Source organism: Candidatus Pelagibacter sp. Uisw_134_02, assembly GCF_047720265.1.
In the GTDB taxonomy this organism is placed as follows: domain Bacteria; phylum Pseudomonadota; class Alphaproteobacteria; order Pelagibacterales; family Pelagibacteraceae; genus Pelagibacter.
In genome coordinates this window covers 698,687-716,656 of sequence record NZ_CP159813.1, presented here as the reverse complement: position 1 = coordinate 716,656, position 17,970 = coordinate 698,687, and the positions used below count along the sequence as shown (strand labels likewise).

The window sequence follows — 17,970 nt, the reverse complement described above, 5'->3', positions numbered from 1 at the left end:
CCTATGTTTAAAAGTTTGAATTTTAAAGTAATTTTATTTGGTTTTATATTTACATTTTTTTCAAGCTTTGGACAGAGTTTTTTTTTAGGTTTATTTAATTCAAGTATAAGGGATGCACTTTCTATCACCCACGGTCAGTTTGGATCCATTTACGCATCCGCTACTTTATTAAGTAGTTTTATACTCGTTTGGGTTGGTAAAAAGATAGATGACTTTAATATTTTAAAATTCGCATCTTATGTAATAGCCTTGTTAGCGATCTCTTGTTTTTTATTTTCTAAAATTTCATCAGTTGCTTTTTTATTTTTGTCAATTTTTTTAATGAGACTGTCAGGGCAAGGACTAATGTCTCACACAGCAACTACAACAATTTCAAGATTTTTTGAAAAGACTAGGGGACGCGCCTTAAGTACAACTTGGCTTGGTTTATCTTTAGCTGAATTTATTTTACCCTTATTAATTATTTTTTTATTAACTTTTGTTGATTGGAGAAATATTTGGGTAGCGATATCAATTTTAGTTATTATTATTTTACCCATAGTCATCATTACATTAGTTAAAAATGTTAAATTAGATTCAAGAGAAACATCTAGTACTACAAATATTAAAACTAAAGATATTAAACAATGGACAAGAGGTGAAGTGTTAAAAGATTATCGTTTTTATATTATCTGTCTAAGTATGTTAGCAATGCCTTCAATTGCAACGGGCACATTTGTTTATCAGTCTTTTATAGTGTCATCTAAAGGTTGGGGACCTTATGTTATTGCTCAATCCTTTATGGTGTATTCAATTTTATCAGTTTTAACTTTATTTTTAACAGGCTTTTTAATTGATAAGTTTAGTAGTCGAAAATTAATAATTTATATGAACATTCCTTTATTGGTCTCAACGTTTGTGCTTTATTATTTTAACTCACCAATTTCATCATTTCTATTTTTAGGTTTAATTGGAATTTCAAACGGTTTAGCAAATGTTCTAGGTTCAGCTACTTGGGCTGAAATTTATGGAGTTAAATATATTGGTTCTATTAAAGCACTAACAACAGCATTAATGGTTTTTTCAACTGCATTTGGTACAGCTTTATTTGGAATATTAATCGATAATAGCTTTTCTATTGAACAAATCGCTATAGTTTCAGGATCTTATATTTTAATCGCAATATCGTTGTTATTTCTCATAAAGAACAGACTTAATCCTTACTATTTATAAAATTATCCTTGATTTTTTTTAACCACCGTATAGATACTGCCCATGGCTAGAGTAACTGTAGAAGATTGCATAGATAAGGTAGAAAGTCCTTATGAGTTAGTATTGGTTGCAAAAGAAAGAGCAGCACAATTAAACTCAGGTTTAGAGCCTACCATTGATAGAGATAACGATAAGAATACAGTAATATCTTTAAGAGAAATTGCCGAAGAATCAATTAAGGTTGTTGACTTAACCGAAAGTGCAATTCACAAATTAAGAAAGCATGTTGAGCAAGTTGATGATGGTTCAGAAGATGATGAAATAACTGGAGATGATTTCGAAAGCATGTACAAGGGTGAAATTTCTAAAAGTGGAACACCTATTTTACCATCAAAAAGAGCAAGAAAAATTCCAGAAAAAATTCAGGTTGTAGCAGAAGATTTAGCAGAATTAACAGCAAAAGCTGAACCAGAAGTAAATGTTAATGCTGAGCAGGAAGCTGATGAGAAAGATGAAGATGTATCTTTAGATCAAATAGCTGAAGCTGAAACAGAAGCTGAAACAACTGAAGTAAACTCTAACGATTCAGAGACTACAAATAGCTAAAAAAATAATATAAAAGTTTAGTATGAACAGGAAAGTATCCGTTGCACCCATGATGGATTGTACTGATCGTCATGAACGTTTTTTTCTAAGACTGATTAGTAAAAATACTTTGCTCTATAGTGAGATGGTTGTTTCTGAAGCCATTCATCGAGGGGATAAAAAAAAATTACTAGAATTTAATATAAATGAAAAACCAATAGCCCTTCAAATTGGTGGATCATCTCCAGCCTTACTTGCAGAGGCTACTAAAGCAGGTGAAGACTTTGGTTATGATGAGATAAATCTAAACCTTGGTTGTCCTTCAAAAAAAGTTGAGAAAAATAAATTTGGTGCATGTTTGATGAAAGAACCAAATTTAGTTGCAGACTGCTTGAGCAAAATGCAATCGGTTACAAAGTTACCAGTCACGATTAAAACAAGAATTGGTTACGATGATACTGAAGACTATGAAAACTTACATCATTTTATTTCAACTTTAAAAAGCACTGGTGTTAAAACTTTTATTATTCATGCAAGAAAAGCTATTCTTGGAAAATTTACTCCTAAACAAAATTTAAACATACCCCCTTTAAAATATGATTTTGTCTACAGATTAAAAAAAGATTTCCCTAATGAAGAAATTATTATTAACGGTGGAATTACTACAACTGATCAAATGAAAGATCACTTAGAAAAAGTTGATGGAGTTATGATTGGACGTGCTGCTTATCATACTCCTTATTTATTAGCTGATATTGAAAGAGATATATTTAATAATGAAAATGTGCCAAGTCGACAAGATGTAATCGAACAATTGTTACCGTATGTCAGAGAAGAAATTAAAAAAGGAACTCGTTTAAATCAAATTATGAGACATACACTTGGATTATTTCACGGTCAAACAGGGTCTAGTTTTTGGAAAAGGTATTTAAGCGAAAACATGTGTGTTAGAGATGCCGATGTTAAAAAAATCGATCACATCATGGATAAGATTAAATATAACAATGTTGATACGTCGGTAAGTCAATCTGCTTAGTTCTTTATTATCTAACGAGTACATCTATTTTAGTCTATTAATGGCATTAACAGCAATTCCTGTTGGATTTGTTGCAGGTTTATTTGGGATAGGGGGAGGCCTAATTACTGTTCCATTTTTATTTTATATTTTTAATTCATTAGGAATTGATCAACAATATGTCATGCACCTTGCAGTTGGAACTTCATTTGCAATCATTATTCCAACTTCAACGGTATCAATTTTAACCCATCATAAATTTAAAGCAGTAGATTTTGATATTGTGAAAAGCTATGGAATTTTTGTAGTGTTGGGTGTAATTTTTGGAACTATTTTTGCAGCTACCCTTAAAACTAAAACTTTAGTTCTTTTCTTTGCAATTATCATATTCCTATTAAGTGTTTATCTATTATTATTAAAGGAGAAAGAGAAAAACATAACTCTTAAAATTAAACTTCATTTAAAAATTATTTTAGGGTTTTTGGTTGGTTTTATCTCAGCACCCATGGGTATTGGTGGAGCTGTTATGAATGTTCCAATATTAAAGTTCTTTGGTTATTCAATTAATAGAGCCATAGGAAGTGCTGCTGCAATTGGTTTTTTAATTGCATTATTTGGAGCAATAGGATTTTTGATAACAGGCAGTTATTTAAAAACAAATATTCCATTAAGTTTTGGCTTTATAAATATCCCTGCTTTCTTAATCTTTATACCAATTACAACCTTTATGGCTAGAATTGGTGCAAGAACAGTTCACACTATTGATAAGAATAAAATTAGCAAATACTTTGGAATATTTTTACTTATCATTGCAGTAAAGTTTTTATATGAATATTTTAAACTATAATTATGGCAAATAACGTAAGCAAAAGTTTTTTAAAAGATACTCATTTAATAGTTGATTTAAAACTATGTAGTATTCGTTTAATTGATAATGCTAAATTTCCTTGGATCATTTTAATTCCTAAGAGAAAAAATATTAATGATATTTCAGAACTCAATTCTAAAGATCAAATGTTACTTATGAAAGAAATTGTTCATTGTAGTAATTTAATGAAAAAAATATTTAAAACAAAAAAACTTAACGTTGAAAAAATTGGTAACATTGTTCCTCAATTACATGTTCATATTATTGCAAGATCTACCAAAGATAGTACGTGGCCACTATCAGTTTGGGTGGTTAAAAGTAAACCTTATTCAAAAGAATCGTTAACAAAAATTATTGATTTGTTAAAAAAATATTTTTAAGAAAGGGGTCGGGGTGGTTTCAGTCTCCCTACACCACCCTTATATTACTTCTATGTGATTCTCTCTAAATAGTTATACACTTAATAATTGAAAGTAGACTTTATCAACTACTTGCTTTATTAGATTGTTAAGCAATCTTTTAATAATAACAAAACTAGTAAAATATTTGAAAAAAATTAAACCCCATTCACAAATTGCATCAGAAGCAATTTTAGGGATTGTAAAGTCTTTTAGATTTAATTCTCAAAACTACATTCCAAAGAAAGGGTTATCCCTTTCACTTTTTAGAGTTGAAATTTTGTCTGGATTAACAGTGGCTTTAGCTTTAGTTCCAGAAGCAATTGCATTTGCTTTTGTTGCTGGTGTTGCGCCTTTATCTGGTCTTTATGCAGCTTTTATAGTTGGTTTAATTACCGCTTTAATAGGGGGTCGACCTGGAATGATTTCAGGGGCAACAGGTGCTTTAGCCGTTGTAATGGTTGCACTTGTTATGGATCATGGAGTTCAATATTTATTTGCAACAGTAGTTTTGATGGGAGTATTACAATTAATTGCAGGTATATTTAAACTTGGTAAATTTATTAGAATGGTCCCAGAGCCTGTGATGCTTGGCTTTGTAAATGGATTAGCAATAGTAATTGGTATTTCTCAGCTTAGTCAGTTTAAAACAATAAATGCACTTGGCGAGTTAGTTTGGGTTACGGGTAATACATTACTCTATTCCATTATATTTGTTGTTTTTACGATGTTTATTATTTGGTTTTTGCCAAAAATCACAAAATTATTGCCATCAACGTTAGTGGCTATTTTATTTACAACTATTTTAGCTTTAACCTTAAAAATCGATATTCCTAATGTTGGTGACCTAGCTAGTGTTAAAGGTGGGCTTCCAGATTTTTCTATTCCAAGTGTTCCTTTTAATATTGAAACATTGAAGATTATTTTTCCCTATGCATTCATTTTAGCCTCAATAGGATTGATAGAAAGTTTGTTAACTTTAAATTTAGTAGGAGAAATAACTAATAAAAGAGGTGGTGCTAGCCAGGAATGTTTAGCACAAGGCTTAGCAAATACTGTTACAGGTTTCTTTGGAGGAATGGGTGGTTGTGCGATGATTGGTCAATCAATGATCAATGTTAGATCTGGTGGTAGAACACGTATTGCAGGGATATCTGCTGCATTATTTTTGTTAATCTTTATTTTATACACATCTTCATATATTGAAATGATACCTATTGCTGCTCTAGTAGGTGTGATGTTCATGGTAGTGATTGGAACATTTGCATGGAACTCTTTAAAGATTTTATTTTTTGTTCCAAAAAGTGATGCACTGGTAACTATACTTGTAACTGTTGTTACAGTTTTAGAAGATTTAGCAGTAGCAGTATTAGTAGGGGTAATTGTTTCTGCATTAGTCTTTGCATGGAAATCAGCATCAAAAATTAGAGCAACAGAAAGAGCCTCCAAAACAGAAAAAGGTGCAAAAGTTTATGAAATAGAAGGGCCTCTTTTTTTTAGTTCAACAAATAGTTTTCTAGAACTTTTTAATCCTGCTAAAGATCCTGATATCATTATTATCGATTTTGTTAGATCAAAAGTAATTGATCAATCCGCTTTAAAGGCAATTGAAGATATTGCAGATAAATATAATAGTTTTGGCAAAAGAATTAAGCTTAGACATCTCACTCGTGATTGTCATAAATTATTAAGTAAAGCAGGACAACTTGTAGTCGATAGTGATGATGATCCAGATTATGGAGTTGCAGTTGATTATGATGTAAAATTGGGTATTTTTGGAAAATAATATGAATAAAGAAATAAAAGCTGATGATGTTATTTTTAATTTCTTTAAACAAATTTGTGATGAGAAAGACGATGTTAAATGTGTTGAACTAGGTAATAGTTGGATCAATGCAATGAAAACCAATCTTACTAACATGGAAAAAAATCTTGATGAAACAGATAAAATCAAACATCAAGTAAATATAGATAGCAACATGAACCACCTTAATAATCTTAAGGATAAATCTGCTGCGGAATGGCGTGAATATGCAACTCAGTGTATGGTTGAGATCCTTGATCATAAAAGTAAATCTTGAATTTTTTTAAAAGATTATTTTCAAGCAGCAACTTAGAATTAGAAATTAATGATGGGGGTAGAGCAGCTGCTGGATATAAAGGGAAAGCAGGAGACTGTGTAGTTAGATCCATTGCAATTGTAACAAATCTTCCTTACCAAAAAATTTATGATGATCTTTATAAAGCAAATGAAGAATTTAGAACTACATCACAAACTAGACTTGCTAGAAGTTTAAAACAAAAAAATGATAGCCCAAGGTCTGGTACTCATAGAGTGGTGGTTAAGAAATATCTTGAAAAACTAGGATGGCAGTGGACACCAACTATGTTTATTGGTCAAGGTTGTAAAGTTCATTTAAAAAAGGATGAACTTCCAAGTGGAACTTTGATTGTATCTTGCTCGAAACACATAACTGTTGTTAAAGATGGTGTCTTACATGATACTTATGATTGTTCTAGACAGGGCTCACGTTGTGTTTATGGTTATTGGACAAAACCTAATTAAATTAACTCAAGACATCCTAAGAAAGATTTGTTAGCATTTAATTGTGAAAAAGATATTAGGAACGAGCTTTATTAGCAAGCTTTTGAGCATTTTAGTCTTAAGTTTATTGTTAACTAGTGGTGCAAAAGCAGGATGTGATGATGCTCCAGTTGATGGGGTAGATTATTCAAATTGTCAATTCTCTGAAGGCCAAGATTTAAGCAGAGCCTATATACCAAATTCTAATCTTTCTTTTATCAGTTTTATTAAAGTTACCTTCGATAAAGGGGTAATGATGAATGCAACATTAGCTAATGGCAATTTTGTAGAATCTTCTTTTATTAGAACGAATTTATATGAAGCAAATCTTGAAGGAGGTATTTTTGAAAAAGCTAACTTTTTGAGTGCTAATTTAACAAGAGTAAACTTTAAAGGAGCTTCATTAATTGAGACAAACTTTACTAATAGCAATCTTTTTGAGGCTGATTTGACGGGCGCCAATATTTTAAATGCTAACTTTGAAGGTGCTAATCTTAATAACGCAGTTTGGATTGATGGAAGCAAATGTTCCTTTGGTTCTATCGGAAAATGTAATAAATAAAAAATTCTTAGAAATTATTTTATAGGCTTAATTTTTTGATTAATAACGAGCACTGCTCCAATTATTAAAATAGGCAAGCCTATTATTAAATCTTGTTGCCATTCTAAGTTTTCAAACACGGTTGAGATTAATAAAGCAAGTACAGGCATAACAACCCCCACATAACCTGCTCGTCCTGCTCCAACTTTCTCTAATAATCTTAAGTAAAAGATAAAAGCAAATATTGAGCCAAATATTGATAAATAAGCAAGGGATGTGATATAACTGAAACTATATTCAAATAATAATTCAGTGCCTTTTATTTGGGTAATTAATAGTGTGACCAGTGAACCATAAAACATTGCATAAGCAAGTGTTGGTATTAATGAAAAGTTGTTATTTAAGTTTCTTTGATGAACCATGTTACCTGTTGATGCACAAAATGTACCAAGTAAGGCTAAAAATAATCCAACATGCGTTCCATTACTTAAGCTAAAGTTGAAAATCTCATCATTGAAAATAATTATAATTCCAATCATTCCAATAGTTGCTCCAAGTAAGGTTTTTAAAGAAGGTTTCTTTTTAAAATAAAAGCCTTCTCCTAAAATATTCATAATAACTACAGTTGAAAAAACTACTGCTGGAAATGCGCTTATTAAGTAAGTGTTTGATAGATAAAAGAAAACATAATTTAGAGAATAAAGACAAACACCAAATAGCAAAAACCAAAGATGCTGATTTAAAGAAAACTTGAGATTTTTCTTCTTATAAATTAAATAAACAAAAATAACTATTGCAGCTATCAAAAATCTATAAAACACCGATACTAATGGATCAACGTAACCTAATTGAAACTTGATGACATACCAAGTAGGGGACCAGCAAAAAAGTGTGACAATAAATAAGAAAAAATTGTTCATTATTAAAGATTATAATCAATCAATCTTAAAAAAATATAAGATTAATCTAACAATTTTTAATATATAAATTTAGTAGTTATGAAAAAAATACTTCTAATTTTAACTCTACTTATATCATTAAGTAGCATTTCTTATTCTGATAATCATTATCCAATTACCAGAGATTCTGAATTAATGATTGCTAGAGGTAAAATTGCATACCAAAATAATTGTGCAAGCTGTCATCAAGTTAATTTATCAGGTGCTGAAAATTGGAAGGGCGTTGATGAAGATGGTCATAGAAAAGCGCCACCTTTAAATGGTACAGGTCACACTTGGCACCATGATGATGAAACACTACATAAAATTATTAAATATGGTTTGGTTGGAGTAATTATTGATTATGAAGGAAAAATGGGTGCCTTTGGAGATAATCTTAGTGACAAAGATATAGATTCAGTTTTAGCCTACATTAAAAGTTTTTGGCCTGATGATTATTACAAACATCAAATAATTTTAAGTAAATAAATTAAATGGCAACTGATACATTTCATTGGTCGTGTAAACACACGTGGAGAAAAAGCGCTAAGAATACGATGTGGTGTGTTATTGGCTGTGCAATTGGTGACTTTGGAACCATACTATTTTTTCAGTTAAGTAAAATTCCTTTTCCAGTATTGGGCATTATGACTTTAGCACTCATTAATGGTTTATTAACCAGCATTATGCTTGAAACTTTTATTTTAATGAGACAAAACTTTAAATTAATTAATGCCTTAAAAACTGCCTGTGGAATGAGTTTCATCTCAATGGTTAGTATGGAAATCACGATGAACTTAACAGATTATTTACTAACAGGTGGAGCACAACTTACCTGGTGGGTAGTACCGATTATGTTAACAGTTGGCTTTTTAACACCTTGGCCATATAATTATTGGAGACTTAAAAAATTCAATCAAGCCTGTCATTAAATATTAAATGGTTACAACTTTTGAAATCATATTAGCAATTATTATCGTTTCCTTATTTGTTGTTATGCCTATTTATTATTATTATCAAAGAAAGAAAAACCTCAAACAAGATAATAAAGCTCAAGATAACCTTGAGATTAAAAACTATATTGATAGAATTAATGAAATTACCCGTAATAAACATAAATGAAGAAACGTTTATCAGGATGCAGTGAGTGTGGAGATGATACAGCCATCTTAACACAAGTAAGCTCAGGACCAGAAGTGATCTTACTTTGCACTGATTGCTATAATCTGAAAAATTTAAATGAAACACAAAACCAAATCAATTATGAAGAAGAAAAAAGTTAAGAAGGTAAAAGCTAAGAAATCTGAACCTAACTTCTATGGTCTTGGAAAATTTAACTATTTAATCTTTAAGTTTCTCTGCTCTAGGTTTAAGCTAAGGTAGTTAATGGTAGATAAAATATTACCTTTTTTTTATATGGTGGGAATACTCTTATTAGTACTCCCAACTTTTCTACAATCTAATTCTAAATTAAAACAATTCTTAACTAATCTTACTATTTGGATTGTCATTATCCTTATAATTCTAACAATCATATATTTCATAAATTAAACATTATTAGAGCAAGATTTAAACAAACGGTAATGATCTAAGTAGAATCATGCATTGGATTTCACTCCTTTTCAAATATTTACGGTTTTTTTTCTTCATGTCCTCTTTCCGTAAACCCCTTGATAAGAGAAGGGGCGAAACCATTACTAACTACAAATTACTTACCTTAAAAAATACAACGAATAATAGGAGTTTTGATATATGGAAATAAACGGTATTAATAAATACTGTCATGTAAGCGCTTACATTGCTTACGAGAATTGTAAACCTGTCTACAAACAAACCTTTAAATTTGAACTCATTCCAAGCACCCATAACAGCGTCATTTGGGAGAAAATAATCAAAATACTCAAGAAAAATGTAATAACCCTGGAGCTTAAATCATGAAGCGGTTCTTAATTTTTGTTTCAGCACACTTATTTTTATTTCTATTAGTTATTGCCTATCAGGCTCAAGCTGATGATGAGGAATGGACCATCGATCAATTTAACAGTTTAGCCTATGCCAGAGTATCAGGTGAAGTTACTCACGGGGACTCATTGAATTTTTTTATTTCAACAGAAAGTAATTGTACAAAAGTTTATAATAATTTTACTTTCTACACTTATGAAAAACCTGGGGATATTAAGCAATTAATAAACAAAAATATTCCTATAAAGATTAATGGTGTAGATGTAACAGCAAATGTTATAGATGTTTCGCCTTTTTTAATGGGATACAGAGTATCATTTAGTTTGGGAACATTTCCTATTAAAGAATACATGCATTTCTTAAAAGAATTCTATGATGAATTTCAGAAGTATGAAATTGAGATAGTAGATGGGATTGATTTTAAAGCGGCCAAGTATTTTGATATAACGATCAATAACTGGAAATTAGATAAACTTGTGCCCTCTGTCTTAGAGGCTAATAAGCTTTGTAAAACTATTGATCATTTGGACAGTTAGACAATGTTAAGAATTATTTTACTTATCTTATTGTTATTACCAACAACCTCTAACGCTGATCAAGGTTTAAAAATCTCATGTCTTAATATGAAATATATAATCATTGGAAGAAAACATGATCCTTTAAAATTCACAATGCAAGCAGTAGGGCTTGAATATTTTGATAAAGAGAAGGGTGAATTTGTAATGATTGAAGCTAACAAATTAGATATTGGAGAAAATCAAGTAACTGCAAGGTTTGCAGATTATGAATTAGGTTTTCAAATGATTGTATTTGATGGAGATACAAAACCTAGCATGACATTATCAAAGTATGATTATAAAAATGATAGGTTCTTAGAGCACTATAAATGTGATGTTGAAATGACAAATATTGAATAAAACTTTATGATTGATCAATTCTTTCTTTGGTGTGTATGGGTTCTTGAAGTTATAGGGGAAGTAACTGGTATGGGTTATGAACTTGCTAATATTGTTATATTTGTAATTTTACAACCTGGACTAATACTTTTATTTTTTATTTTGTGGAGAAGGCAAAAAAAAGTGAACAGTAAGAACCTAAATACTTAACTTAATTTGGCTTGAAAGAGAGCTCACCTAATTCCATCACGTAGACACCTGATTAGAGGTTTGGTAAGGTTTTGGTTCATGACAGATTTTTCAGAAGATATTGATAAAGTAGTAGCCTCAATAATTAGAAATGAATTAAAAAGTGAAAACTACGATGATAGTTGTTGGTTGAAAGCTTTTAAAAAAGCAGAGGGAGACGAAAAAAAAGCTAAAGTTATATACATAGACTTAAGAACTGCTGATTTAAAAAAAGAAAAAGAAAAAGAAAAAAAATTAAAGGATTTAAACCCAAATGCTAATGTTAGTTGTGGAAGATCATTCTGTGTTAAAAAATATACAATTGTATCTGTACCAAAAAAATTGATAGGTGTACGAAAATGTGAAGGCTGCGGAAATACACTGGACCAACAAGTTGGTGAAAGACAAATACCAAAAATAGATGATAATCCTATTGAGCCATGGAGACCGACATCATCACAAAATAATGCTAAACTAAAAAAATCAAACACGATGAATTTTGGAGAATCTATTTCTGTTTGTTTTAACAAATATGCTACTTTTGAGGGAAGAGCAGGTAAAAGTGAATTTTGGTATTTCTTTTTATTTCATTTAGCTGGTTCAGTCATACTCTCTCTTGCACCTCTGGCTATATATTCTATTTTTGGGTTAATTACGATTATACCATTGCTTGCAGTTGGCTGCAGAAGACTTCATGATATTAATAGATCAGGTTGGTGGCAGTTAATTTCTATAACTGGCATTGGATTTGTTTTGCTGATTGTATGGTGGACTACTGAAGGTTCTAGAAAGAAAGATAAATGAACAAAAAAATAAACAAAAAGAAATATAAAAAAGCTTTAGATTTCACCTATAAGATACACTTTAAACAAAACCGTAAGGGAACAGGAATTCCTTATTTTACTCATTTAGTTTCAGTTAGTAACAACGTCATAGAAGATGGTGGTACTACTGATGAAGCTATAGGAGGTTTATTACACGATGCTGTTGAAGATCAAGGAGGGTTAAAGACCTTAATTAAAATTAAAAAACTGTTTGGTAGTAAAGTTGCTCAAATAGTTGATGAGTGTAGTGATACTATCGTTGTTCCTAAACCACCTTGGCTAGCTAGAAAGAAAAAGTATATTTCAGATATAAAGAAGAAAGGCCAATCTTCCATGTTTGTGTCCCTTTGTGATAAATTACATAATGGTACTTGCATTGTTAGTGATCACAAAAGAGTAGGTAAGAAGATCTGGAAGAGATTTACAGCAACACCAAAGCAAGTCGCTTGGTATTATGAGAGTTTATACAAAGAGTTTTCAAAACATTTAAAAGGCCATAAAGTGCTTAAAGGTAATTACTTAACGGTAGTTAAAGAAATTAAGAGAGCCTCATCTAAATGAAAAAGTTTTTAGGGATCGTGGTTCTGGGTCAGGTTTTTAATTAAAGATGTTTCTCAACTATAAATTTATTAAATCAAAAAATGAGAGACCGTCAGAGGAAAGAGGAGCTAGAAAAGTTGAGAAAAGCTGAGATCAAGGTTGTCTTTAAAAGTGCTCCAAGACAAGATCCAAATTGTGGAATGAGATTTGTGAGTTGTTCTGATCCAATTAATAAAGGGAAACTTGGTTCATCTAGGTCTTTTCTTAATAAAAGGGATAGGGAATATTACTAGAAATAGAGACGGTACATGAAGTTAACTGAGACTACCGTTAAGATAATAACTAGTAAGTATAGGGAAATATAATCTTTTGGAGTTAACATGGTTTATAAATACTCTTATTGTTAGCTACTAGCTAGCTTCTTTTTAGGATCATAGAAAGGTTTCTCAGCAACCGTTGCTTTAATGATTTTGTCATTCATTTTAACATCAAGCACCGTTCCAATCTCTGAATTGTTAATTGAAACCATTGCAAGTGCTATGTTTTGTTTTAGTCTTGGTGAATAAACTGCAGAAGTTATTTTACCAACTTGCTGATTGTCTTTTAAGATTTCCCAAAAGGTAGTGTTAGGGCCTGTTAAAGGATCACAATCCAAGATAACTCCAACTTGCTTTCTTTTAATACCATCTTGATTTATTTTTTGTAAAGCATCTTTACCAATAAAATTTATATCGGTATCAAGGTTAACTAATCTTCCTAGATTTAGTTCATAAGGGTTTGTGTTTATATCTGCATCTGCATGGTACGATAACATTCCACCTTCAATACGTCTAATTGATGATGTGTGACCTGGTTTTAATCCATGAGGTTTACCAGCTGCCATTATCTTTTCCCACAATTCATCACCTTTAGAGCCATCTCTTAAGTATAATTCATATCCAAGCTCACTTGACCAACCGGTTCGAGAGACTATTAAAGGAATGCCATCTAAATCTAATTCTCTTAACCAATAATATTTAAGATCATTAATACTTTCACCAAATAAAGCTTCCATAATTTTTCCAGAGTTTGGTCCTTGTAATTGAAGAGGGGAGACATCGGGTTCGATAATTTTAACATCAAGACCTGAGTTTACCGCAACCCCTTGTGCCCATAATAAAATGTCACTATCTGCAAGAGATAACCAATAATGGTTTTCTTTTAGTCTTAATAAAACTGGATCATTTAAAATTCCACCTTCATTATTTACAATTAAAACATATTTACATTGTCCAACAGCAAGTTTTGATAAATCCCTTGGTGTTAATAGTTGAATAAATTTTGTAGCATCTGGTCCTGTAATCTCTACTTGTCGCTCAACCGCAACATCACATAAAATTGCTTCATTAACTAAATTCCAAAAGTTTTGTTCAGGAGATCCAAAGTCACGTGGAATATACATGTGATTATAGACTGAAAAGCCAGTTGCACCCCATTTAACAGTTGAATTAAAGTAAGGAGATTTTCTAATCTGAGTTCCAAAGCCGAAATTTTTATTATCTTCCATCTTTAAAACCTATTAATTATTTAATTATTTGAAAAGTTAATTATTACTCTCACACTCAATTGTCGCAAATGCAGTTAGTTGTTGAATCTCTTCAGGTGTTTTTTTAAAAACTTCATTGATCTCTTTATCATTGAATTTCTTGCTTAATTTATCAATTGTGCACTGGCAGTATATTTTAGCCCCATCAGCACCTATATATGTTTTAGAGTTAGTGTAACAACCAATATACAATTCCTTCTCATATTCAGGGCTTAGAGCATGACTTTTAGAGGTAAAAAGAAGGATTAAGATTAGTAAATATTTATATCTTTTGATCATATTCGCCAACTTTGCCAGTTTTTTGTAAAAGGTCATCAATAAAATCAAAGATCTTTTTCTTTCTCTCATCTGATGTTGGGCTTTCAGTAACAATAACTAATGATGGTTTATTTGATGAGGCTCTAATTAATCCCCATGAACCATCTTTAAAAGAAAATCTGATACCATTAACTGTTAAGACTTCACTAATCTCCTGGCCATCAATTTTAGTTTTATTATCTTTAATTTCATTTACTTGTTTAACCAATTCTTCAACAACCTGATATTTCTCTTCATCTTTACAAAAAGGCGCCATTGTTGGTGTTTGAAAAGTATTAGGAAGTTCTTTTATAATTTCATGCATACTTTTATCTTCATTATCTAATAGATGACACACATGAATTGCTGAATTAATTCCATCATCATAACCAAAACCTAAGGGTTGGTTAAAGAAAAAATGTCCACTTTTCTCAAAGCCTGCTAGAGCTTTTTCAGTATTAACTTTTCTTTTAATGTGTGAGTGACCTGTCTTCCAATAAACAATTTCACAGTCATTCCCTTTTAATACCTTATCAGTTGCGTACAAACTAGTTGATTTTACATCAACGATAAACTTAGAACCTTTATGAGTTTTAGATAAATTTCTAGCAATTAATAACCCAATTTTATCTGAAAATATTTCATCACCAGTATTATCAATTACACCAACTCTATCGCCATCACCATCAAAACCAAAACCAATATCAGCATTATTATCTTTTACAGCTTTTGCAATAGCATGTAACATCTCTAAATCTTCTGGATTTGGATTGTATTTTGGAAAAGTCCAATCAAGATCACAATCTAATTCTATTACTTCACAACCAATACCTCTTAAAATTTCAGGTGCAAATATTCCAGCTGTACCATTACCGCATGCTACAACTGCTTTAATCTTCTTTTTAACTTTATTTTTATTTATTAAATCATTTTTATAAATTTGCTGAAAACCTTCTATCTGTTTTTCACTGCCTTTACCTTTTATGAAATATTCATTTAAAGTTATTTCTTTTAATTCTTTCATTTCTTCTGGTGCGTGAGTTAAGCCTTTTTTGATACCCATTTTAACCCCAGTCCAACCATTTTCATTGTGACTAGCAGTTACCATTGCAACAGCATCAGCATCTAAATTAAATTGTGCGAAATAAACAGTAGGTGACAAAGATAAACCTATGTCTTCAATATTACATCCAGTTGAAAATAGTCCTTTTTTAAGAGCAGTTTTTATTTCTTCACTGTAAGACCTATAATCATGACCCACAATTACTCTTGGATTAGTTTTTTTTGTATGTTTTATAATTTGAGTGCCCAAACCTCTTCCCAGATTCTCTATTCCAAGTTGGTTTATATCCTTTTCATACAACCATCTGGCGTCGTACTCTCTAAATCCATATGGGTCTATTTTTAATTTTGTTGTCATTACTTATGTTTCATACATTTATTTTAATTTTTTTATTGTTTTTTTTTTAATATGTTCTATAAATGTTCTGTTGATTAATGATTTATATAGTGTATCAATGGTTTTAGCATACAACATGTAGTTGTTTTGTGAAAAATAACTGAAAAAAATATTTAAATATGAACAAAATACTATCACAGGCACTTAAGAAAGCTGTCTCCGAATATAGCCCAAATAACAGTGAATTAACAAAAGAAAAAAGACCTGATTTATTTTCATTAAGCAATGAAACAGAATTATTTCAAAATGAAAAGGGAATAATTATCAAGATTGACAGATCAAGAGATTCTAAATTAACAGACTTCGGTAAAGCAACTTTAAAAGATAGATATTTAGGCCACAACGAATCTTTTCAAGATTTGTTTGCTCGTGTTGCAAGTTCATATGCGGACGACAATTTACATGCCCAAAGAGTCTATAACTATATTAGTAACTTATGGTTTATGCCCGCAACACCAGTTTTATCAAATGGTGGAACTAAAAGAGGTTTACCTATTTCATGTTTTTTAAATGAAGCATCAGATAGTTTGAACGGAATACTTGATTTATGGAGTGAGAACGTTTGGTTAGCAGCCAAAGGTGGTGGGATAGGAAGTTATTGGGGAAACCTTAGATCTATTGGTGAAAAAATCGGCAAAGTTGGAAAAACATCAGGAATAATTCCATTCATTAAAGTAATGGATTCTTTAACGATGGCAATAAGCCAAGGATCATTAAGAAGAGGGTCTGCCGCATGTTATCTTCCAATTGATCACCCTGAGATTGAAGAATTTATTGAAATGAGAAGACCCACAGGAGGAGATCCAAATAGAAAAGCATTAAACCTCCATCATGGTGTTTTAGTAACGGACGCATTTATGAGGGCTGTTGAAACAGATGAACAGTGGGCATTAAAAAGCCCAGCTGATGGAACTGTACAGCAAACTATTTCTGCAAGAAATTTATGGATTAGATTATTAACTGCAAGAATTGAAACAGGTGAACCTTATATTATCTATATCGATACAGTTAACAGACAAATTCCTCAACATCACAAACTTGCTAACTTAACTGTTAAAACTTCTAACCTTTGTAGTGAGATTACATTACCTACAGGAATAGATAAAAATGGAAGAGATAGAACGGCTGTTTGTTGTTTATCATCTTTAAACTTAGAAAAGTATGATGAGTGGAAAGATGACAAGGTAATGATCAATGACGTTATGAGATTTTTAGATAATGTATTAAGTGATTTTATTGAAAGAGCTCCAGAGCAATTTGATGATGCAAAATATTCTGCTGAAAAAGAAAGAAGTGTTGGCCTAGGTGTTATGGGCTTCCATTCTTATTTACAGCAACACAATATTCCACTTGAATCTGTTATGAGTAAAGCTTGGAATAAAAAGATATTTAAACATATTCAAGAGCATGTTGATCAAGCCTCAAAAGATTTAGCTGATGAAAGAGGACCATGTCCAGATGCTGCTGATTATGGTTATAATGAAAGGTTTTCTAACAAAACTGCTATTGCACCTACAGCTTCTATATCTATTATTTGTGGTGGAGCGTCACCAGGAGTAGAACCAGTTGCAGCTAACAGTTATACTCATAAAACTCTTTCAGGGTCTTTTAATGTTAAAAATAGATATTTAGTAGAGTTGTTAGAAAAACATGGGAAAAATACTGATGATGTTTGGTCTGGTATTACAACAAACCAAGGCTCTGTTTCTCATTTAGATTTTTTAACTGATTTAGAAAAAGATGTCTTTAAAACAGCATTTGAACTGGACCAAAAATGGATTATTGAATTAAGTGGAGATAGAACACCTTTTATATCTCAAGCACAATCAATTAACCTTTTTGTACCAGCAGACATTCATAAAAGAGAACTACATAAAATTCATTTTGATGCTTGGAAAAAAGGTTTAAAGAGCCTTTATTATTGTAGATCAAAATCAATACAACGTGCAGAAAATGTTAATGATACGAAAGCAACAGATGTTACCGCAAATGTTTATAAATCAAAACCACAAACAACAGATCAACCAGAATACGAGGAGTGCCTATCATGTCAGTAGAA

General features: G+C 31.0%; 24 protein-coding genes. 20 read left to right on the top strand and 4 right to left on the bottom strand.

The genetic code is table 11. The annotated features are described in order from the left end of the window. Nucleotides 1–3: 3 nt before the first annotated feature. The 9 genes from ABXT56_RS04005 to ABXT56_RS03965 all read left to right on the top strand — a co-directional run bounded on the left by ABXT56_RS04005 (nt 4) and on the right by ABXT56_RS03965 (nt 7,203). The gene (locus tag ABXT56_RS04005) at nt 4–1,212 is read left to right on the top strand and encodes an MFS transporter (RefSeq protein ID WP_415299434.1); all 1,209 of its coding nucleotides are present in this window, start codon (nt 4–6) and stop codon (nt 1,210–1,212) included. A 42-nt stretch (nt 1,213–1,254) separates the two neighbouring features. Further along, the gene (gene rpoZ / locus ABXT56_RS04000) at nt 1,255–1,797 is read left to right on the top strand and encodes a DNA-directed RNA polymerase subunit omega (protein WP_415299433.1); all 543 of its coding nucleotides are present in this window, start codon (nt 1,255–1,257) and stop codon (nt 1,795–1,797) included. 22 nt (nt 1,798–1,819) lie between these two features. After that, nucleotides 1,820–2,812: a tRNA dihydrouridine(20/20a) synthase DusA gene (gene dusA, locus ABXT56_RS03995; protein WP_271492735.1), complete on the top strand. Its 993-nt coding sequence runs from the start codon at nt 1,820–1,822 to the stop codon at nt 2,810–2,812. Between the two features lie 40 nt (nt 2,813–2,852). Then, a complete protein-coding gene (locus tag ABXT56_RS03990; RefSeq protein WP_415299432.1) occupies nt 2,853–3,638 on the top strand; it encodes a sulfite exporter TauE/SafE family protein in 786 nt (261 codons plus the stop codon). Between the two features lie 2 nt (nt 3,639–3,640). After that, complete coding sequence (locus ABXT56_RS03985) at nt 3,641–4,039, top strand: HIT domain-containing protein (protein WP_415299431.1); 399 nt, start codon at nt 3,641–3,643, stop codon at nt 4,037–4,039. Between the two features lie 193 nt (nt 4,040–4,232). Beyond that, nucleotides 4,233–5,843 carry a SulP family inorganic anion transporter gene (locus tag ABXT56_RS03980; RefSeq protein ID WP_415301387.1) on the top strand — a complete coding sequence of 537 codons (1,611 nt, stop codon included), beginning with the start codon at nt 4,233–4,235 and terminating at the stop codon, nt 5,841–5,843. Continuing rightward, entirely contained in the window at nt 5,833–6,138 is a 306-nt protein-coding gene (locus tag ABXT56_RS03975) for a hypothetical protein (protein ID WP_415299430.1), read from the top strand. Before ABXT56_RS03980 ends, ABXT56_RS03975 begins: the two co-directional genes overlap by 11 nt. Then, nucleotides 6,135–6,623, top strand: coding sequence for a hypothetical protein (locus ABXT56_RS03970; RefSeq protein ID WP_415299429.1), 489 nt, complete (start codon nt 6,135–6,137; stop codon nt 6,621–6,623). Before ABXT56_RS03975 ends, ABXT56_RS03970 begins: the two co-directional genes overlap by 4 nt. A gap of 82 nt (nt 6,624–6,705) precedes the next feature. Then, nucleotides 6,706–7,203, top strand: coding sequence for a pentapeptide repeat-containing protein (locus tag ABXT56_RS03965; RefSeq protein WP_415299428.1), 498 nt, complete (start codon nt 6,706–6,708; stop codon nt 7,201–7,203). Between the two features lie 14 nt (nt 7,204–7,217). Here ABXT56_RS03965 and ABXT56_RS03960 read toward each other — a convergent pair whose 3' ends face one another. Next, entirely contained in the window at nt 7,218–8,102 is an 885-nt protein-coding gene (locus ABXT56_RS03960; RefSeq protein ID WP_415299427.1) for a DMT family transporter, read from the bottom strand. Between the two features lie 78 nt (nt 8,103–8,180). Between ABXT56_RS03960 and ABXT56_RS03955 the strand changes: the two genes are divergently transcribed. The 10 genes from ABXT56_RS03955 to ABXT56_RS03910 all read left to right on the top strand — a co-directional run bounded on the left by ABXT56_RS03955 (nt 8,181) and on the right by ABXT56_RS03910 (nt 12,863). Further along, on the top strand, nt 8,181–8,609 hold the full coding sequence (locus tag ABXT56_RS03955; protein WP_415299426.1) for a c-type cytochrome: 429 nt from the start codon (nt 8,181–8,183) through the stop codon (nt 8,607–8,609). A 5-nt stretch (nt 8,610–8,614) separates the two neighbouring features. Continuing rightward, a complete protein-coding gene (locus ABXT56_RS03950) occupies nt 8,615–9,052 on the top strand; it encodes a DUF4396 domain-containing protein (RefSeq protein WP_415299425.1) in 438 nt (145 codons plus the stop codon). Between the two features lie 7 nt (nt 9,053–9,059). Next, nucleotides 9,060–9,242: a hypothetical protein gene (locus ABXT56_RS03945; RefSeq protein ID WP_415299424.1), complete on the top strand. Its 183-nt coding sequence runs from the start codon at nt 9,060–9,062 to the stop codon at nt 9,240–9,242. Then, complete coding sequence (locus tag ABXT56_RS03940) at nt 9,239–9,403, top strand: hypothetical protein (RefSeq protein WP_415299423.1); 165 nt, start codon at nt 9,239–9,241, stop codon at nt 9,401–9,403. The genes ABXT56_RS03945 and ABXT56_RS03940 overlap by 4 nt, the downstream gene beginning before the upstream one ends. 651 nt (nt 9,404–10,054) lie before the next feature. Continuing rightward, nucleotides 10,055–10,618: a hypothetical protein gene (locus ABXT56_RS03935; RefSeq protein ID WP_415299422.1), complete on the top strand. Its 564-nt coding sequence runs from the start codon at nt 10,055–10,057 to the stop codon at nt 10,616–10,618. A gap of 3 nt (nt 10,619–10,621) precedes the next feature. Beyond that, a complete protein-coding gene (locus tag ABXT56_RS03930; RefSeq protein ID WP_415299421.1) occupies nt 10,622–10,999 on the top strand; it encodes a hypothetical protein in 378 nt (125 codons plus the stop codon). Between the two features lie 6 nt (nt 11,000–11,005). Next, nucleotides 11,006–11,188 carry a hypothetical protein gene (locus tag ABXT56_RS03925; protein ID WP_415299420.1) on the top strand — a complete coding sequence of 61 codons (183 nt, stop codon included), beginning with the start codon at nt 11,006–11,008 and terminating at the stop codon, nt 11,186–11,188. A 78-nt stretch (nt 11,189–11,266) separates the two neighbouring features. After that, nucleotides 11,267–12,010, top strand: coding sequence for a DUF805 domain-containing protein (locus tag ABXT56_RS03920; RefSeq protein ID WP_415299419.1), 744 nt, complete (start codon nt 11,267–11,269; stop codon nt 12,008–12,010). Further along, nucleotides 12,007–12,591: an HD domain-containing protein gene (locus ABXT56_RS03915; RefSeq protein WP_415299418.1), complete on the top strand. Its 585-nt coding sequence runs from the start codon at nt 12,007–12,009 to the stop codon at nt 12,589–12,591. Before ABXT56_RS03920 ends, ABXT56_RS03915 begins: the two co-directional genes overlap by 4 nt. Before the next feature lie 80 nt (nt 12,592–12,671). Continuing rightward, on the top strand, nt 12,672–12,863 hold the full coding sequence (locus ABXT56_RS03910; RefSeq protein ID WP_415299417.1) for a hypothetical protein: 192 nt from the start codon (nt 12,672–12,674) through the stop codon (nt 12,861–12,863). A 110-nt stretch (nt 12,864–12,973) separates the two neighbouring features. Here ABXT56_RS03910 and ABXT56_RS03905 read toward each other — a convergent pair whose 3' ends face one another. The 3 genes from ABXT56_RS03905 to ABXT56_RS03895 are packed head-to-tail and all read right to left on the bottom strand — an operon-like array spanning nt 12,974 to nt 15,872. Next, complete coding sequence (locus ABXT56_RS03905) at nt 12,974–14,116, bottom strand: glycine cleavage T C-terminal barrel domain-containing protein (RefSeq protein ID WP_415299416.1); 1,143 nt, start codon at nt 14,114–14,116, stop codon at nt 12,974–12,976. A gap of 36 nt (nt 14,117–14,152) precedes the next feature. Then, nucleotides 14,153–14,434 (bottom strand): hypothetical protein, encoded by a 282-nt coding sequence (locus ABXT56_RS03900; protein WP_415299415.1) that lies wholly within the window; start codon nt 14,432–14,434, stop codon nt 14,153–14,155. Further along, nucleotides 14,418–15,872, bottom strand: coding sequence for a phosphomannomutase/phosphoglucomutase (locus ABXT56_RS03895; RefSeq protein WP_415299414.1), 1,455 nt, complete (start codon nt 15,870–15,872; stop codon nt 14,418–14,420). The genes ABXT56_RS03900 and ABXT56_RS03895 overlap by 17 nt, the downstream gene beginning before the upstream one ends. A 158-nt stretch (nt 15,873–16,030) precedes the next feature. Here ABXT56_RS03895 and ABXT56_RS03890 point away from each other — a divergent pair, with 158 nt between their 5' ends. Beyond that, nucleotides 16,031–17,968 carry a ribonucleoside-diphosphate reductase subunit alpha gene (locus tag ABXT56_RS03890; protein WP_415299413.1) on the top strand — a complete coding sequence of 646 codons (1,938 nt, stop codon included), beginning with the start codon at nt 16,031–16,033 and terminating at the stop codon, nt 17,966–17,968. The last annotated feature ends 2 nt before the right edge of the window (nt 17,969–17,970 follow it).

What these genes read in the sequence shown, in the direction of transcription:
- ABXT56_RS04005 (WP_415299434.1), top strand. Translation starts at nt 4, where the DNA reads ATGTTTAAAAGTTTGAATTTTAAAGTAATTTTATTTGGTTTTATATTT.
- rpoZ (WP_415299433.1), top strand. Translation starts at nt 1,255, where the DNA reads ATGGCTAGAGTAACTGTAGAAGATTGCATAGATAAGGTAGAAAGTCCT.
- dusA (WP_271492735.1), top strand. Translation starts at nt 1,820, where the DNA reads ATGAACAGGAAAGTATCCGTTGCACCCATGATGGATTGTACTGATCGT.
- ABXT56_RS03990 (WP_415299432.1), top strand. Translation starts at nt 2,853, where the DNA reads ATGGCATTAACAGCAATTCCTGTTGGATTTGTTGCAGGTTTATTTGGG.
- ABXT56_RS03985 (WP_415299431.1), top strand. Translation starts at nt 3,641, where the DNA reads ATGGCAAATAACGTAAGCAAAAGTTTTTTAAAAGATACTCATTTAATA.
- ABXT56_RS03960 (WP_415299427.1), bottom strand. Translation starts at nt 8,102, where the DNA reads ATGAACAATTTTTTCTTATTTATTGTCACACTTTTTTGCTGGTCCCCT.
- ABXT56_RS03955 (WP_415299426.1), top strand. Translation starts at nt 8,181, where the DNA reads ATGAAAAAAATACTTCTAATTTTAACTCTACTTATATCATTAAGTAGC.
- ABXT56_RS03950 (WP_415299425.1), top strand. Translation starts at nt 8,615, where the DNA reads ATGGCAACTGATACATTTCATTGGTCGTGTAAACACACGTGGAGAAAA.
- ABXT56_RS03945 (WP_415299424.1), top strand. Translation starts at nt 9,060, where the DNA reads ATGGTTACAACTTTTGAAATCATATTAGCAATTATTATCGTTTCCTTA.
- ABXT56_RS03940 (WP_415299423.1), top strand. Translation starts at nt 9,239, where the DNA reads ATGAAGAAACGTTTATCAGGATGCAGTGAGTGTGGAGATGATACAGCC.
- ABXT56_RS03935 (WP_415299422.1), top strand. Translation starts at nt 10,055, where the DNA reads ATGAAGCGGTTCTTAATTTTTGTTTCAGCACACTTATTTTTATTTCTA.
- ABXT56_RS03930 (WP_415299421.1), top strand. Translation starts at nt 10,622, where the DNA reads ATGTTAAGAATTATTTTACTTATCTTATTGTTATTACCAACAACCTCT.
- ABXT56_RS03925 (WP_415299420.1), top strand. Translation starts at nt 11,006, where the DNA reads ATGATTGATCAATTCTTTCTTTGGTGTGTATGGGTTCTTGAAGTTATA.
- ABXT56_RS03920 (WP_415299419.1), top strand. Translation starts at nt 11,267, where the DNA reads ATGACAGATTTTTCAGAAGATATTGATAAAGTAGTAGCCTCAATAATT.
- ABXT56_RS03915 (WP_415299418.1), top strand. Translation starts at nt 12,007, where the DNA reads ATGAACAAAAAAATAAACAAAAAGAAATATAAAAAAGCTTTAGATTTC.
- ABXT56_RS03910 (WP_415299417.1), top strand. Translation starts at nt 12,672, where the DNA reads ATGAGAGACCGTCAGAGGAAAGAGGAGCTAGAAAAGTTGAGAAAAGCT.
- ABXT56_RS03905 (WP_415299416.1), bottom strand. Translation starts at nt 14,116, where the DNA reads ATGGAAGATAATAAAAATTTCGGCTTTGGAACTCAGATTAGAAAATCT.
- ABXT56_RS03900 (WP_415299415.1), bottom strand. Translation starts at nt 14,434, where the DNA reads ATGATCAAAAGATATAAATATTTACTAATCTTAATCCTTCTTTTTACC.
- ABXT56_RS03895 (WP_415299414.1), bottom strand. Translation starts at nt 15,872, where the DNA reads ATGACAACAAAATTAAAAATAGACCCATATGGATTTAGAGAGTACGAC.
- ABXT56_RS03890 (WP_415299413.1), top strand. Translation starts at nt 16,031, where the DNA reads ATGAACAAAATACTATCACAGGCACTTAAGAAAGCTGTCTCCGAATAT.